The organism is Dyadobacter beijingensis DSM 21582, assembly GCF_000382205.1.
In the GTDB taxonomy this organism is placed as follows: domain Bacteria; phylum Bacteroidota; class Bacteroidia; order Cytophagales; family Spirosomataceae; genus Dyadobacter; species Dyadobacter beijingensis.
On sequence record NZ_KB907790.1, the window covers coordinates 149,263 to 164,415 of the forward strand.

At 51.8% G+C, this 15,153-nt stretch carries 14 protein-coding genes; 9 read left to right on the forward strand and 5 right to left on the reverse strand.

The window, feature by feature from the left end:
• Positions 1–21: 21 nt before the first annotated feature.
• The 4 genes from H144_RS0124210 to H144_RS0124225 all read left to right on the forward strand — a co-directional run bounded on the left by H144_RS0124210 (position 22) and on the right by H144_RS0124225 (position 3,778).
• Entirely contained in the window at positions 22–1,239 is a 1,218-nt protein-coding gene (locus tag H144_RS0124210) for a serpin family protein (RefSeq protein WP_157505115.1), read from the forward strand.
• A 188-nt stretch (positions 1,240–1,427) separates the two neighbouring features.
• Positions 1,428–2,717 (forward strand): LVIVD repeat-containing protein, encoded by a 1,290-nt coding sequence (locus tag H144_RS0124215; RefSeq protein ID WP_026350957.1) that lies wholly within the window; start codon positions 1,428–1,430, stop codon positions 2,715–2,717.
• Between the two features lies 1 nt (position 2,718).
• On the forward strand, positions 2,719–3,297 hold the full coding sequence (locus H144_RS0124220; protein ID WP_019944697.1) for a hypothetical protein: 579 nt from the start codon (positions 2,719–2,721) through the stop codon (positions 3,295–3,297).
• Positions 3,298–3,307: 10 nt separating this feature from the next.
• Entirely contained in the window at positions 3,308–3,778 is a 471-nt protein-coding gene (locus H144_RS0124225) for an META domain-containing protein (protein ID WP_019944698.1), read from the forward strand.
• An 18-nt stretch (positions 3,779–3,796) separates the two neighbouring features.
• On the opposite strand, the gene H144_RS0124230 is transcribed toward H144_RS0124225, so the two are convergent.
• Positions 3,797–4,918 carry a glycosyltransferase family protein gene (locus tag H144_RS0124230; RefSeq protein WP_019944699.1) on the reverse strand — a complete coding sequence of 374 codons (1,122 nt, stop codon included), beginning with the start codon at positions 4,916–4,918 and terminating at the stop codon, positions 3,797–3,799.
• A 2-nt stretch (positions 4,919–4,920) separates the two neighbouring features.
• A complete protein-coding gene (locus H144_RS0124235; protein WP_019944700.1) occupies positions 4,921–5,787 on the reverse strand; it encodes a UDP-2,3-diacylglucosamine diphosphatase in 867 nt (288 codons plus the stop codon).
• A gap of 172 nt (positions 5,788–5,959) precedes the next feature.
• On the opposite strand from H144_RS0124235, the gene H144_RS0124245 reads away from it, so the two are divergent.
• The 5 genes from H144_RS0124245 (at position 5,960) to H144_RS0124265 (ending at position 11,607) form a co-directional block, all read left to right on the forward strand.
• The gene (locus tag H144_RS0124245; RefSeq protein WP_019944702.1) at positions 5,960–7,432 is read left to right on the forward strand and encodes an energy transducer TonB; all 1,473 of its coding nucleotides are present in this window, start codon (positions 5,960–5,962) and stop codon (positions 7,430–7,432) included.
• A gap of 145 nt (positions 7,433–7,577) precedes the next feature.
• Positions 7,578–8,441, forward strand: a complete 864-nt coding sequence (locus H144_RS0124250) for an SPFH domain-containing protein (RefSeq protein WP_019944703.1) — start codon at positions 7,578–7,580, stop codon at positions 8,439–8,441.
• 1 nt (position 8,442) lies between these two features.
• Positions 8,443–8,625, forward strand: a complete 183-nt coding sequence (locus tag H144_RS0124255; protein WP_019944704.1) for a type II toxin-antitoxin system antitoxin — start codon at positions 8,443–8,445, stop codon at positions 8,623–8,625.
• A 55-nt stretch (positions 8,626–8,680) separates the two neighbouring features.
• Entirely contained in the window at positions 8,681–10,861 is a 2,181-nt protein-coding gene (locus H144_RS0124260; RefSeq protein ID WP_019944705.1) for a S9 family peptidase, read from the forward strand.
• On the forward strand, positions 10,858–11,607 hold the full coding sequence (locus H144_RS0124265) for a hypothetical protein (protein WP_229207982.1): 750 nt from the start codon (positions 10,858–10,860) through the stop codon (positions 11,605–11,607). Before H144_RS0124260 ends, H144_RS0124265 begins: the two co-directional genes overlap by 4 nt.
• A gap of 53 nt (positions 11,608–11,660) precedes the next feature.
• Here the strand turns inward: H144_RS0124265 and H144_RS0124270 are convergent, their stop codons facing one another.
• The 3 genes from H144_RS0124270 to H144_RS0124280 all read right to left on the reverse strand — a co-directional run bounded on the left by H144_RS0124270 (position 11,661) and on the right by H144_RS0124280 (position 15,083).
• Positions 11,661–13,181, reverse strand: a complete 1,521-nt coding sequence (locus tag H144_RS0124270) for a M28 family peptidase (protein ID WP_026350958.1) — start codon at positions 13,179–13,181, stop codon at positions 11,661–11,663.
• Positions 13,182–13,270: 89 nt separating this feature from the next.
• The gene (gene hemB, locus H144_RS0124275) at positions 13,271–14,254 is read right to left on the reverse strand and encodes a porphobilinogen synthase (protein WP_188982642.1); all 984 of its coding nucleotides are present in this window, start codon (positions 14,252–14,254) and stop codon (positions 13,271–13,273) included.
• A gap of 142 nt (positions 14,255–14,396) precedes the next feature.
• The gene (locus H144_RS0124280) at positions 14,397–15,083 is read right to left on the reverse strand and encodes a response regulator transcription factor (RefSeq protein ID WP_019944709.1); all 687 of its coding nucleotides are present in this window, start codon (positions 15,081–15,083) and stop codon (positions 14,397–14,399) included.
• Positions 15,084–15,153: the final 70 nt, after the last annotated feature.

Below are 15,153 nucleotides of genomic sequence, written 5' to 3' on the forward strand. Positions count from 1 at the left end.
CTGTTAGCCATGAAAATTTTAATGAAATCGATCACTGTCACGATGCTCGCGGCGGCCACGTTACTCGGCTGTTCCGATGACGGCGTTAATTCAAACAACGAGGTGAACCCGGTGGTCATACCGGCTGCCGTTTCGACCGGAACTACGTCGTTCGCATTTGATTTCATTCATGCATTACAGAAAACACAGCCCACCAGCGAAAACTTGTTCGTTTCGCCGCTAAGCCTGCATATGGCTTTGGGAATGCTTTTGAATGGCGCCGAAAATGAAACGGCCGCCGAAATTCAAAAGACATTGAAAATGGACGCCATTGCATTATCCGAATTGAATGCGGCCTATAAAACATTGATTCAAGACTTGCCCGTCGCCGATTCGAAAGTAAGTTTGGGATTAGCCAATTCGGTTTGGTACCGGAATGATTTTACCGTTGAAAATGAATTTCAATACACATTAAAAGATTCGTTTGAATCGGAAGTGACAAGTTTGCCATTTGACAATGCCGCGAAAGAACGCATTAACAAATGGGCCAGTGATAAGACGAACGGGAAGATCAAACAAGTAATCGATCAGATCCAGCCCGATCACGTCATGTTCCTTTTGAATGCATTGTATTTCAAAGGAGACTGGAAAACGAAATTCGATGCCAATAAAACAAAAGACACGCCATTCCAGCTGGCAAACGGGCAGAGCAAAACGGTGAAAATGATGTACGCTTCATCCGATTTCAAGGTGGGCGGCGGAAACAATTACGCAGCCGTGCAGCTCCCTTATGCGAATGGCCAGTTTACTATGACATTGCTTATTCCGAGAGGACAGGCGAATATTAACCAGGTGCTGAACGAAATCACCGGCGAGAGTTGGACGCAGCTGACCGGAAGAATGGTCGAGCAGGGTGTAACGGTAGGATTGCCGAAGTTCACGCTCGATTATTCGGCGCAATTGAAAACGACATTGCAGGGAATGGGCATCGATAGGGTGTTCAAATCCGGCGCGGAACTTGGGAAAATCAATAAATCGGGCAGGCTTATGGTCGATTTTGTGAAGCAGGATGCTTACCTGGGCATTGATGAGCAAGGTACGGAAGCAGCGGCAGTCACTTCGATCGGCATTGTAGCCACGTCGGCAGGACCTGAGCCACCGAGTTATATTTGCGACCGCCCGTTCGGACTAGTGATCAGTGAAAGTACTTCCAATACCATTCTTTTTATGGGAAGGATAAATAATCCGGAATCGAAATAGGGCCGAAAGGCTATTAAAAATATCAAAGATAAAAAATACCGGTCCGCCGGTATTTTCGGGGTGCGTTATCGTCCGAAGGCATTGCTTTCGGACGATTTTGTTTTGTATTCCAACTAATTGCAAAAAAAGGTTGTCATGCACTTACCGAAGTAATAATATCATTTTTACTAGCCTCTAAAACCTGTCCTATGAATCCTAAACTTCTACTATTGTGTGTCGTGGCATGGCTGTGCTGGTCGTGTAACGATCAATGCAAAGAGACGCGCGTTGTACGCCGTTTCAGCAATGTAACGCATTCCCTGATGGAATTGCGGACGATGGTAAAAGCCGAATCGCCGCGCACGCTCCAACAACCGGGAAAGATGTATGTAAAGGGGAAGTATTTATATGTGAATGAAATTAAAAAAGGCATTCATATCATCGACAATGGTAATCCCGCCAGCCCCAAATTCGTCACGTTTATCAATATCCCCGGTAATGGCGATATCGCGGTTCGAGATAATATTCTTTATGCCGACAGCTTCTCGGACCTCGTATCCATCGACATCACCGACCCCGCAGCTCCGAAAGAGGTGGGCAGGGTGAAAAATGTATTCAAAACCGGCCTTTTCGATGGCGGTAGCTGGGCATTGAATGAGACGGTAGGTGCCATTAACGACCAGAGCGTGGAATGGGTCGAGGAAACGGTAACCGTAAACTGCGAGGATAATATATCGCCTAACTGGTGGTGGGGCGGCATGCTCGTATTCGCCGACCGCGCGTTTCTGAGCAACTCTTCTTCTGCCTCGCCGCAATCGTCGGGCGGGACCAGCGGCCAGGCGGGTTCCATGGCGCGTTTCGCATTGGACCGTAACTTTTTATATGCTGTCGGTCAGAACCAGCTGCACCTTTTCAATATCTCAAAAGCGGCGCAGCCGGTCGATTTCGCGACGGTAAACCTCGGGTGGGGAATTGAAACGATCTTTCCATATGACAATAAGCTGTTCATAGGCTCGTCGACGGGCATGTTCATCTACGACAATACCAATCCCGCCGAACCCAAGCAGCTTTCCACATTCCAGCACGGCCGCGCGTGTGATCCGGTGGTCGTGAGCGGGGACATTGCGTATGTGACCCTGCGTACGGGTACCGCATGCGGGGGCGGACAAAACCAGCTTGATCTTGTGGATGTGAGCAATCCGTCGTCTCCGCAGCTGATCAAAAGCTATCAGATGGAAAACCCGCACGGCCTGAGCATCGACTTTCCGAATTTGTTCCTGTGCGAAGGCGAGCATGGCTTGAAGGTATTCGATGTATCCGACAAGTTTTCTGTGGATAAACACCAGCTGGCACATTTCAAGGATATGCACGCCTATGATGTGATTTCGCTCGGCAAAACATTGCTGCTCATTGGCGACGACGGTTTCTACCAATATGACGCCTCGAACCCGAAAGATTTAAGATTGCTGAGCAAAATTCCGGTTGGAAAAGCGATTTGATATGAAAGGGATCGTCATACTGATACTCATTCTTGTTGCGGGAACTGCAAATGCGCAGACGGCCAACAAAATGAAATTCGTCAATCACACAGAGTTTGGCGGGTTGTTCGGGCGGGTGAAATTTCAAAACCCGTATTCCAATAACGAGCAAATTGTGGACAGTAAAACCAGCCTTACGGTGCAGACATTCAACGGCATTCAGCTCAACCGAAGGCTATCGGCCGGCGTCACATTGGGAATGGATTGGTACAAAGCCGCGTTGCTGAACCCGATAGCGGCAGGTTTGCGGTACGACCTGTGCGGCCGTAAAAATGTGCAATTGTACGGCTCGGTCGATGCAGGTTATGCATTCACCTGGTTCCACGACGACTCCGAGGGCTTCGACACCGACGGCGGACTGATGCTCAATCCGGGCATCGGAATGAAGGTAGGGAAGCCCGGTGCTGCCGCATTTACGATTTCTCTAACCTATAAAAGACAGGAAGCGCACGTGACCAAAACGCCGCTGTGGGACCAGCGGGAACGGTATGAAGACAGGGTTTATAACCGGCTCGCGTTGAGATTAGGGATCAGTTTTTAATCAGTTAGCCATGAAAAAAGTTATTTCTGCCGCCGCGTTAGGCCTGTTTTTTCTTTCCACCGCATTCGAATGCGGCCGCGAGGTCGATTGCTGCGTGCCGCCTCCCTGCACGGAAAATGCATCGCTGGACGGCACCTGGAAGCTGGAACAATTTCAGAATATATCGACCGGCACCAGCGATCCCGATCCGAATGTCGAGGGAAAGAGCGTGATCTACACTTTTGACGACGATCAGAGGGAAGGCAGCATTACAGGCCACACTTTTGTGAACACCGTCATGGGCAGTTATACGCTCGGTGCGGGCTGTACGATTAAAGTGAATGGCTTCGGTGGAAGCAAGGTCGGTGAGCCCGAATGGAGCCGTAAAGCGTGGTTCCCGTCCGATTCGGCGGCGTTGGGTAACTATTCGGTGGTGAAAGACAAGCTGGTCATCCGGTTCGGGCAGAGTCCCGAACAATTGGTTTTCAAGAAGCAAAAATGAATCGCCGGGCGGGAAATGTCAGATCTCCGACTGCATTTTCCGCCTGATTTCAATGGATTTTTCGAAATCCGCAACTTCCCGCACAAACATTTCCTGCCCGCGCAGGTACCAGTTCCTGAACTTCTCCGACTGGTCGATATGTTTCGGTAGATAATCGAAAATCACGGATAGGTCGAAAGACCTGGACATTACCCCAGCGCCTGAGATCACGCCGTCGATCGCATTGCATTCCTGTTCGAAATGGTTGGGCACAGGCACCATCATCACGGGCTTGCCCAGGTACATCGCCTCACATACCGATTCGAAACCAGCCGTCGTAACTAACGCCCGGCAGGTTGCGAGCATGCGGAGGTACTTTTCGCTGTTGATCTGGTGGAATGTCAGCGTATTGTCGAAAACAAATTCTTCCGAAGCCTCCGCGTTGTCCCAGAAGCAATGCAGCTGCACGTCCGGGTGTTTCAAGTGCCAGTCGATCACCTGTTTGCTCAGGCTGTGATGCGTCATGTACACGAGGATAAACGAGCCTTTTTGCGGTATAAGGCGTGTTACTTCCTTGCGCAGCAGCGGTGGTACAACGGTAATATTCATCTTTTGCGCCGAATGCATTTCGCGGAACGATAATGCAAGCCGCTTAGCCGACATCCAGGACGTGGACCGTGAATTGAGGTTGATCAGAAATTGGTTAACCCGGCTTTTTTCCGGGAAAATAAACTTCGGATGCAGCAGCAGATACTGGTGCGCAATGCACACCATCGGTATGTTGGAGCGGTAAATCAGGTTATAAAGCCCGCCGTATGTGTCATAAAAGCTGATGATCAGATCGGGGTTGATCTGCTTCACGGTCTGGTGAATGCTATGCAGGCTTTTGAGGTATTTGGGTAAATGCGCCAGGTGCGTGGCGATCGTGCGGCCGACGTTCATACCGCCGCCATGTGCTTTGTAAATGATATTAGGCGCGGCAAAATGATGTACCGGCGCGAAAATCTGCTCCTGAAAAAATGAAGGGATATTCCGGCCAGGCGACGTTCCTACCATCGCGCCCACCACCTTGTGCCCTGCACCGCGCAGGATCTGGCCGAGCGAAATGGCTTGCGTCAGATGCCCCCGGCCCTCTCCCTGAACAAGAAAAAGGATTCTCATAGCTATAAGTAGTGCTGATTCCGTCCCGTTAAAAAACCAGTGAATGCCACTTGCTTTTCAATGCCGGGGAAGTTCTCAACGACTTTTTTGGTGCTTGTTTTTTTTACAGGCTTTTCGGTAATCGTCTGCTGATCGTAATACAGCAGGCTCCAGTTGCCGTCGAAATCCTCTACCAATGCGCTCAGCGTTTCCACCCAGTCGCCGGAATTCATGTATTTGATGCCGTCGATCTCGCGGATGGCCGGATGGTGAATGTGGCCGCAGATCACACCGTCGCAGTCGCGCGAGCGGGCGAGTTCGGTCAGTTTTTCCTCGAAGTCGGTCATGTAGTTGACGGCCATTTTCACCGATTGCTTCACGCGTTGCGACAAAGAGTAATAGGAGAGGCCGCGCCACGCACGGTACTTGTTATAAAATTTATTGACCCAGAGCAGGAACGTATAACCAATGTCGCCCAGGTAGGCGAGCCATTTCAAATGCGTGGTAATGGAGTCGAAAACGTCGCCGTGGGTGACGTAAAACCGCTGCGCTCCCGAGGTAAGGATATAATCCTTCCGGATTTGAAAATGCTTGCCGAGACGGAGTGGGATGATCTGGTCGAGGAAATCGTCGTGATTTCCGCGGATGTAAATCACTTTCGTCTTATTTTCCTCGATCATTTTCAGCACGCGTTTGAAGAATAAGGTGTGTTTGCGTTTCCACACACCGTATTTTTTCAGTTGCCACGCGTCGATAATGTCGCCATTCAGGATCAGCTTTTTGCAGGTGTAGCTTTTCAGAAAATTGGTGACTTCTTCCGCCTTCGATCCCCCTGCTCCGAGGTGGACGTCCGAAATGATGATAGTCCGAAAGTGAGTTGTATCTCCCATGATACAAATTTTCTCATTTAATATTACCTGCATATTATTCGCAGGTTATCAGTAGGTTAACTTTTGGGTAGAAATTAGTTCTACAAGCCATTTTTGAAATATTTGCCGAGTAACTATGAGTTTCTTTAAAAGAAAGTAACCATTTTTACTGTTACGTAACTCATCAGCTTTCATGAAAAAACTACTCACCCTGGTATTGCTTTTCAGTGCCCCTGCGTTCGCGCAGAAAGTGTATTTGCCGCATGAAGTTGAGAAACAGGCCGAACCTGCCGGAGGGCTGGTCGCGTTGAACCAGTTTGTCGCTTCCAATCTCCGTATTCCGCTAAAAAGCGCCGCAAAGGGTGTAAACGGCCGGGTTTACCTCAAAGGCGTCGTGCAGCCGGATGGCAGCATCGACCAGGTCGAGGTAACGCGGGGCATCGACACGCTCTGCAACGCGGAGGCCGTGCGGGTATTCAAAATGTACCGCGCCTGGAAACCGGCAACGCTCGCGGGCGAACGGGTACGCCAGACGGTCTTTATGCCCGTCACCTTCAAAGCCAGCACAGGCCCCGGCTATGATTCGCTCAACCGCGTGTTTATTGATTATTTCGATGACCGGTTCGTCGCCGTCGATTCGGCAACGGCCAAATACCGCCGGCTCCTGCCCGTCGACAGCATGGGATTTGTGGCCGGAAATGTAGCCTATGAGGAAGCCAAAGGCAAAAAATGGAAGAAGCTGGGCGAAGCGAAGTTTGCCCGGACGCCGATTCGCTACAAATCGCGTTTCGTGAACCCCGAATCCGATTCCATCACCGCCTACCGCATTTCCGCAAGGGATTACAATGAGGCCAGTCACGCCACCGAGGCCACATTCCAGCCCGACGGCCGCCTGCTTTCGTACGTCGAGTACGGGGTAGACGGAAAAGAATCGCTCATTAAGGATTACGACCTCAAAGGCATGGTGCGCCGCCAGCAAATCATCGGCGATTCGATGGTGACGGATGTGTACTGGGACCCGAACGGGCAAATCCGGGCGCACCGCGATTTCCCCGTTAATCAAATGGGTGTCAAAGGCGACCCGTTCCTGATGAATGCATGGGGGCCGGATGGTGCTCAGTATGTAAGCAACGGCGACGGTTACTGGCGCGGCGTAACCGAAACGCCGTATGGCAAATGGCTTCTGGAAGAAGGTAAGGTCGTGAATGGCGTGAAAGACGGCAAATGGACCGGCAAGCTGGCCGACAGCACACAGTATTATGAGGAAATATATGATTTGGGTCAATTCAAAAGCGGCGTCTCGTGGCTAAACGGTGAGAAAACAGCCTATACCAAACCACAGGTCAACCCGGAATTCAAAGGAGGGATCAAGGAGTTTTATAAATTTCTGGCATCGAATATGCGCTATCCGCCCGATGCCGCACGCCGGGGCGCTTCCGGGCGCGTGATGCTCTCGTTCGTTGTGTGCGAGGATGGCTCGGTATGCGATTACAAGGTCGAACGAAGGGTCGGCTATGGGCTGGACGAAGAGGCGCTGCGCGTGGTGAAGCTCATGAGCGGAAGCTGGGAGCCGGGCGTGCAGCGCGGGCAGAAGGTCAGGGTTAAATACAATGTGCCCATCAATTTTCAGCTCGAATCCCGTACCGAAGTGCGGTTCATCCGATAACATGGTCTGACTTACGTATTTATACCACTCATCCATTCCCGGCGCCGATTACAGGCCCCGGGAATTTTTTATCCCAAATCCACTAGGAAGTTGAGGCGGTTTTGATAATATTGTGATATCAATTTAATATCAAACTGAACCAACTATGATCGAAAAGGAATTACGCTCCATGTCTGGCTATCTGCTGTTTGTGATTGGCCTGTTGCTGCTTTTCGGCGGCTTTGTGAGTATCGTCTCGGGCGGTAACCCGATCACCGGCGGGCTGATCAGCGCGGCCGGGTTTATCGTTCTTATCGGGTTGACGGTGATTAACCCGAACGAGGCCGTGGTAACAACGTTTTTCGGCGATTATATGGGTACGATGAAGCAAAACGGCCTGCGCTGGGTGAACCCGCTTTTCCGCAGGAAGAAAATCAGCCTCCGCGCCCGTAACCTGAACGGCCAGAAACTGAAAGTGAACGACAAGCTCGGTAATCCGATCGAAATCGCGGCTGTCGTGGTGTGGCGCGTCGGCGATACGGCCAAGGCGTCGTTTGAGGTGGATGATTATGTAAAATATGTGGAAATCCAGTCGGAAGCGGCGGTCCGGCATTTAGCGGGCATTTACGCTTACGATTCAATGGAAGACGAGGAGGTAGGCACGCAGGAAGTGACATTGCGCGACGGTAGCGGGAAGATCAATGAAATGCTCGAAGCCGAGCTCACCGAGCGTCTGAGCCGGGCCGGTATCGACGTGCTGGAAGCGCGGATCAGCCACCTTGCCTATGCGCCGGAGATCGCGGGCGCCATGCTGCAGCGCCAGCAGGCTTCGGCGGTGGTGGCGGCGCGCCGGCAGATCGTGAATGGCGCAGTGGGAATGGTGGATATGGCCCTGGCCATGCTGTCGGAGAAGCAGATCGTCGAGCTCGACGAGGAGCGCAAGGCAGCGATGGTGAGTAATTTGCTGGTAGTTTTATGCGGTGAGAAAGCGGCGACCCCAATCCTGAACGCCGGTACTTTGTATCCTTGATATGGCGGAGAAAAAAGCATTTGTTTTGCGGATCAATCCTGATATGCTGCGGGAACTCGAAACCTGGGCACAGCAGGATTTTCGCAGTTTGAACGGGCAGATCGAGTTTTTGCTGAGCGAAGCATTGAAAAAACAAAGGCGCTCAAAATCAAAGGGAAGCGGCGACGAGGGTGTAAAAGATTAATTAAAATGTTAAAATTGCATTCATATAGTTGTCGTACTAATTTTTAAAAGCTCACATGAAGCGAATATTCAGGACACTTTCATTAACACTCTTATCCTTTCAGCTCTTTGCGCAAATTCCCGACACATTTCAGTGGCTCCCCGATGGCAGCGGTTTCCGCGACGCCGGCGATAGCCAGATTGTGGAAGTAACACTGCCCGGTAACCAGGAAAAAGTCATCGTTTCGGAAGCACAGCTGACACCGCAGGGAGGCAAGCCGCTCACGATCAGAAGCTATGCCATCAGTAAGGCGGGCGACAAGGTACTAGTTTATACCAATTCAAAACGCGTTTGGCGGTACGATACCCGCGGTGATTACTGGGTGTATGACATCACGGCTAAAACGTTGAAACAGCTCGGAAAAAACCTGCCCGAATCGTCGCTGATGTTTGCGAAATTCTCGCCCGACGGCAAGCACGTCGCCTATGTGAGCAACCATAATGTGTACGTGGAAGACCTGGCCGGCCATGCCGTGAAGCAGCTTACCACCGACGGTACCGACCGCGTGATCAACGGCACATTCGATTGGGCCTATGAAGAGGAATTCGACTGCCGCGACGGTTTCCGGTGGAGCGACGACAGCAAATCCATCGCCTACTGGCAGCTAGACGCCCGCAAGATCCGCAACTTCCTGATGATCAATACGACGGATTCCATTTACTCATTCAATGTGCCGGTGGAATATCCCAAAGTAGGTGAAACGCCCTCGCCGTATAAAATCGGCGTGGTGGATATTGCTTCGGCGCAAACCAAATGGATGAATATTCCCGGCGACCCGCAGAACACCTATGTGCCGCGCATGGAATGGTCGGGGATGCCCAACGAGCTCGTGATCCAGCAGCTTAACCGCAAGCAGAACGAGAGCACATTGTTTTACATTAATACGACCGACGGCAGCGCGAAGCCTTTTTACAATGAAAAGGACGAAGCATGGATCGATATCAAGAGCCGCTGGGACAACGACCCCGTGGGTTGGGACTGGATCAATGGCGGAAAGGAATTTTTGTGGGTAAGTGAAAAAGACGGCTGGCGCCACACCTACCGCGTAAGCCGCGACGGCAAGAAGGAAACGCTTATTACCGCCGGAAACTTTGATATGATCAGCCCGGTGCGCATCGACGAGAAGAACAATGCCTATTACTTCATGGCCTCGCCGGATAATGCCACGCAAAGCTACTTGTACAAAACCACGCTCGACGGAAAAGGCACGCCCGTGCGCATGACGCCCGCGGACCAGGCGGGAACGCACAGCTACGACATTTCGCCGCTGGCCAAATTTGGAAGACATCAGTTTTCGAATGCTAAAACTTCCCCGCTCGTAGAATGGATTTCATTGCCTAAACACGCGGCGATAGACCCGGCGAACTCCATTGCGCAGTCGAAAAGCAAGATCAATTCGGCGAATACGAACATCGAATTCTTCAAAGTTAAAACCGAGGAAGGCGTGGAAATGGACGCGTGGATGGTAAAACCGACGAATTTCGACGCAACAAAAAAATACCCGATCGTATTCATGGTTTACGGCGAAGCGGCGGGAAGCACCGTGAAGGACGTTTGGGGAACCGGCCGCAACCGTTTGTACGCCGGCAGCATGGCCGACGACGGCTACATTTACGCTTCGATGGACAACCGCGGCACACCGTCGCCCAAAGGTGCCAAATGGCGCAAGGCGATTTACCGCAATATTGGCCGCATTAATATCAAGGACATGGATGGCGCTGCTACGGCGATGTTCAAACAATTCGCATTCATCGATACCAGCCGCGTCGCCGTGCATGGTTGGAGCGGGGGCGGTTCGTCTACGCTGAACCTGTTGTTCCAATATCCGCAGCATTTCAAAACAGGTATCGCGGTGGCAGCCGTGGCCAACCAGCTTACCTACGACAATATTTACCAGGAACGTTACATGGGCATTCCACAGGAAAACCGTGAGGATTTCGTAAAGGGATCGCCCATTACCTATGCCAAAAACCTGCGCGGTAACCTGCTCTACATTCACGGTACCGGCGACGACAATGTGCATTACCAGAATGCCGAAATGCTTGTCAACGAGCTGATCAAGGCGAATAAGGTATTCCAGTTTATGCCTTATCCCAACCGCTCGCACAGCATTTCGGAAGGCGCGGGCACATCGCGGCACTTGCAGTCGCTCTTTACCGATTACCTGAAAAAGAACTGTCCTCCGGGAGCGAAATGATATTGAAAAGGATTTTATGCATGATGGGCCTGGCGGCAGGGTTGCCGCTCGGCTCCTTCGCACAGATAAGCGAGGGTACCAAGGTCGGAATTAATACCGGGACGGGATTGAATGCGCCGAGATCGGGCGTTTTCTGGACCTCACCGACTGCGCAGACCGGTGTCATCGGCGACTTTTACATCGATTCGCTCTGGCGGAAAGGCGATGTGAAACTGGCCAAACCCGTGGCGCAGATCGGCGGCCTGGAATCGGACAGCATTGCGGGCATCGACATTCGTTATAATGTACTGAACGACGAGCTCGAAGTACTGGCCGATCCGGTGAAGAAAGACATCCGGGTAATCCGCGGCAACCAGTTGAAAAGCTTCAAAAGCAACAGCGGCTTCGGAATGGTGGAATACGTTAACCTGGCCGAACGCGATCCGAAAGGCGAGCTGAAAGGCTTCGGTGCTGTGCTCGCTTCGGGGAAAGTCACGCTGGTGAAGGCTTACAAGCCCAAAATTACCAAGCCTAACTATAATCCCGGATTCGGCACGGGAGAGAAAAACACGATCGTGCGCCTCACATCGGACTATTACCTGTTCACTGGTGCGGGTGTGGAAAAGGTGAGTTTAAGTAAAAAAAGCCTACTCCCGCTCATGGCCGACAAAAAGGCCGAGGTGGAACAATATGCCAAAGAGCACAACCTCGATTTCAAGGATGAAACGCAGGTTGCCGGACTTTTGCGATTTTATAATTCCAAATAACAAAAATGCCTCCCAATCACTTCGGAGGCATTTTTTTGTGAAATTCAAAAGCATTACTTGCCGTATAACTTCTTTGCGGCAGGCTCGTATTTGTCGCCGGCGCTCCATTGCGGGGCGGTTTTGCGGTCGGCGATGAGACGTGTGGCGTAAGTATAAGCCTGGCTGAATTTTAACAGGTAGTTGAAATCGATCGTCTCGGGATTGTCGGTCACCTGGTGGTAGTTTTTCATGATATCCCCATTGAATTCCTTGAAACCGGGTGTGAACGTCGGCGCGGGGACGCCTTCTTTGGCAAAGCTCACATTATCCGAACGGTCGAATAGCCCCTGCTCCGGCGACGGATCGGCGAATACACCGAGGCCGAATGCTTTGCAAGCCGTCTCGATCTCCGCCCGAGCGCCCGTGCGGTCGAGGCCCATCACCGACACGATGGTGGTATCATTATAGCCCGCGCCATCGGAATTCATATTGAAAATGCATTTGTTCAAAGGCAGAATCGGGTGAGCGGCGTAGTATTTGCTGCCCAGCAGGCCCACTTCCTCACCGGTAAGCGCCACGATCACGATCGAGCGTTTCGGCGGGTTTTTGGCCAATGCTTCGGCGGCGGTCAGCAATGCGGTCGTACCAAATGCATTGTCGCGGGCGCCGTTGAAAATACTGTCTTCGGGGGTGTAGGTCTGTCCGCCCTGCTTGCCCACGCCCACGTGGTCGTAATGCGCGGAAAGGAGTACATATTCTTCTTTCAATTTCGGATCGGTACCGGGAATGTAGCCCGCCACATTGTAGCTGTAAATCGGTTTCGCCATTCTCCCCGAAGTTCTGAAAGTAACCTCTTTCACGGCGCGCAATGCACGGGCATATTTGGCTTCCTTGCCATTCACCCAGGCATGCGGGATCGATTTGGCATCACCGCCCTCGGCCAGTGAAATTTTTTCTCCGGAAAAAAACTTACTCACGACATTCCACGGCACAGGCGCATTGAAAAGCTCAATTACGGCAATCGCGCCCTTATCCATCGCTGTTTTGCGTTTCTCTGCCGAAGCAGCGAATATTTCCGAAGGCGTCTGGGTTTCGGGTGAACCGCTTTCCAGTAAGACGATCTTGCCTTTCACGTCTAGCCCTTTGTAATCGTCCCAGCTTTTGGCCGCATTTTCCAGCCCGTAACTGGCATATACAAGCGGCGCCTTCAAATCCACGGCGTCTCCGGCCATTAAGATCCAGTCGGTGCCGCTTTTCATGATTTCGGCGTCAGCGGCGATCTCTCCCGTGCCATTAGCGCCCATTTTTTCGAACGGAACACGCTGAAAGTAGCTCGATGTACCGGTTTCGGTGTTGCCGGGAACAGGTACCACGCCCAGTTTGCGGAATTGCTCGGCAATGTAGCGTGCCGCCACAAAGTTGCCCTGCTCGCCCGTGCGCCGGCCCATAAGCTCATCGCCCGCGAGAAAGCGGATATGCGCCTCGGTTTCCGACTTTTTAATCTGAAATTCGGGTAATGCAGCTGTCTTTTTCTGCGCGTCGGCGGGAAAGGTGAGGGCCAAACCGAGCGGCAACAGTAGTAATGGTAGTTTCATGACTGTTTGTAAATGATTCCAAAAGAAAATGTGAAGACGTAAGTTAGCCAGACATCTTCACATTTAAAGGCGGTGATAATGGGAAATCGCTACCGTTTATTCAATAATACGGCCGCTTCTTTCGCGAAATAGGTCAGAATGCATTTGGCACCGGCGCGGCGTATGCTCGTGAGCACTTCCATCATGGCGCGCTCGCCGTCGAGCCAGCCGTTTTGCGCGGCCGCTTTCACCATCGCATATTCGCCGGACACATTGTAGGCGGCAATAGGAATGTCGAAATTCTCGTCGAGCAGACGGATAATGTCCAGGTACGACAAGGCCGGTTTCACCATCAGCATGTCCGCACCTTCCTCGAAATCGAGCTGCGCTTCGAGCAATGCCTCGCGCTTGTTGGCGGGGTTCATTTGGTAGGTCTTCTTATCGCCAAACTTCGGTGCCGATTCCAATGCATCGCGGAACGGGCCGTAGAATGCGCTGGCGTATTTGGCCGAGTAGGACATAATGCTTACATCGGTGAAGCCGTGGGTATCGAGGTGCCGGCGGATGTAGCCGACGCGGCCGTCCATCATATCGCTCGGGCCGAGAATGTCGGCACCGGCTTTGGCCTGCGCCAATGACATATTGCCAAGGATTTCGAGGGTTGCGTCGTTGAGGATCTTGCCGTTTTCGACAAGGCCGTCGTGGCCGTCGGAGCTGTACGGGTCCATTGCCACGTCGGTCATGATCACGAGCTCGGGGAATTTCTCCTTCACGGCCGTAATGGCTTTCAGGTAAAAAGTGTCCTCGTGGTAGCTTTCCGACGCGAAACGGTCCTTTTTGCTTTCGGGATAATTAGGAAAAAGATCGATGGCTTTGATACCCAGGTCGGTCACCTCTTTGAGCTCTTCGAGCAGGTTATCCACCGAGTAGCGGTAAATGCCGGGCATCGATTTTACCTCCGATTTCTGCCGGGTGCCGTCCACGACGAACATCGGGAAAATGAAATCGGATACCTGCAGATTGGTTTCCTGCACGAGGTCTCTCACACCGGCAGATTTTCTATTGCGTCGCGGGCGACGGGATAATTGGATCATGATATGGCAGTCGGCGACCGGCTTTCGCCGTCGGCTTTTACTTAAAGCAATGGAACATTAAAAAGAAAACGACACAAAGAAACGCAGAGTTTCCCAAACAGCCCCTTTTTCCTCCCATTCTCCCAGGCCTCCATTCGCCTTCCTAACCGACCATCAACTTGAAACCTTCTCCATGCAAATTCATGATCTGGATCGCAGGGTCTTCGCGGAGGTATTTGCGGAGTTTGGTAATGTACACATCCATGCTGCGCGCATTGAAGTAGGAATCGTCGCCCCAGATGGTTTTGAGCGCGAAACTGCGGCTAATGGGCTGGTTGAGGTTCTGGCAAAATAATCTGAGCAGCTCCGACTCCTTGCTCGTAAGCCGCGCCGAATTGTCGCCGATCGCTAAATGTTGGTGGTCGTAATCGAAGGTGTATTGTCCGATGCGGAATACTTTGGTGTCTTCCGGCTGGTCGGCCTGGCGGTTGTAGCGCCTCAGAATGGCCTGAATGCGCATTAGAAGTTCTTCGCGATCGAAAGGTTTCGTCACATAATCATCGGCGCCGACGCGGAAGCCCTGCATGGTGTCTTCCTTCATCGATTTTGCCGTTAAAAAAATGATAGGGACATCTCGTCCACTCATCCTGACCTCTTTGGCGAGCGAAAATCCGTCTTTTTTAGGCATCATCACGTCGAAAATGCACAGATCGTACGCCTTATCGACAAAATGCTGCCAGCCCTTCTGCCCATCAGTAGCAAGGTCGGTAGGAAAGCCTTTATCGGTCAGATATTCCTGAAGAAGCATTCCCAGGTTGGCATCATCTTCGACGAGTAGGAGATTGGGCATTGGAAAAGCGGATAAATCGGTTAGGTATCGCAAGATACTGCATCCCGGCGCACGATGCATTGGCCAGGGA

Bases quoted from the DNA above. Each gene is read 5' to 3' on its own strand.
- H144_RS0124260 (WP_019944705.1), top strand. From the start codon at position 8,681: ATGAAGCGAATATTCAGGACACTTTCATTAACACTCTTATCCTTTCAG.
- H144_RS0124250 (WP_019944703.1), top strand. From the start codon at position 7,578: ATGATCGAAAAGGAATTACGCTCCATGTCTGGCTATCTGCTGTTTGTG.
- H144_RS0124255 (WP_019944704.1), top strand. From the start codon at position 8,443: ATGGCGGAGAAAAAAGCATTTGTTTTGCGGATCAATCCTGATATGCTG.
- H144_RS0124210 (WP_157505115.1), top strand. From the start codon at position 22: ATGAAATCGATCACTGTCACGATGCTCGCGGCGGCCACGTTACTCGGC.
- hemB (WP_188982642.1), bottom strand. From the start codon at position 14,254: ATGATCCAATTATCCCGTCGCCCGCGACGCAATAGAAAATCTGCCGGT.
- H144_RS0124235 (WP_019944700.1), bottom strand. From the start codon at position 5,787: ATGGGAGATACAACTCACTTTCGGACTATCATCATTTCGGACGTCCAC.
- H144_RS0124225 (WP_019944698.1), top strand. From the start codon at position 3,308: ATGAAAAAAGTTATTTCTGCCGCCGCGTTAGGCCTGTTTTTTCTTTCC.
- H144_RS0124215 (WP_026350957.1), top strand. From the start codon at position 1,428: ATGAATCCTAAACTTCTACTATTGTGTGTCGTGGCATGGCTGTGCTGG.
- H144_RS0124220 (WP_019944697.1), top strand. From the start codon at position 2,719: ATGAAAGGGATCGTCATACTGATACTCATTCTTGTTGCGGGAACTGCA.
- H144_RS0124230 (WP_019944699.1), bottom strand. From the start codon at position 4,918: ATGAGAATCCTTTTTCTTGTTCAGGGAGAGGGCCGGGGGCATCTGACG.
- H144_RS0124265 (WP_229207982.1), top strand. From the start codon at position 10,858: ATGATATTGAAAAGGATTTTATGCATGATGGGCCTGGCGGCAGGGTTG.
- H144_RS0124245 (WP_019944702.1), top strand. From the start codon at position 5,960: ATGAAAAAACTACTCACCCTGGTATTGCTTTTCAGTGCCCCTGCGTTC.
- H144_RS0124270 (WP_026350958.1), bottom strand. From the start codon at position 13,181: ATGAAACTACCATTACTACTGTTGCCGCTCGGTTTGGCCCTCACCTTT.
- H144_RS0124280 (WP_019944709.1), bottom strand. From the start codon at position 15,083: ATGCCCAATCTCCTACTCGTCGAAGATGATGCCAACCTGGGAATGCTT.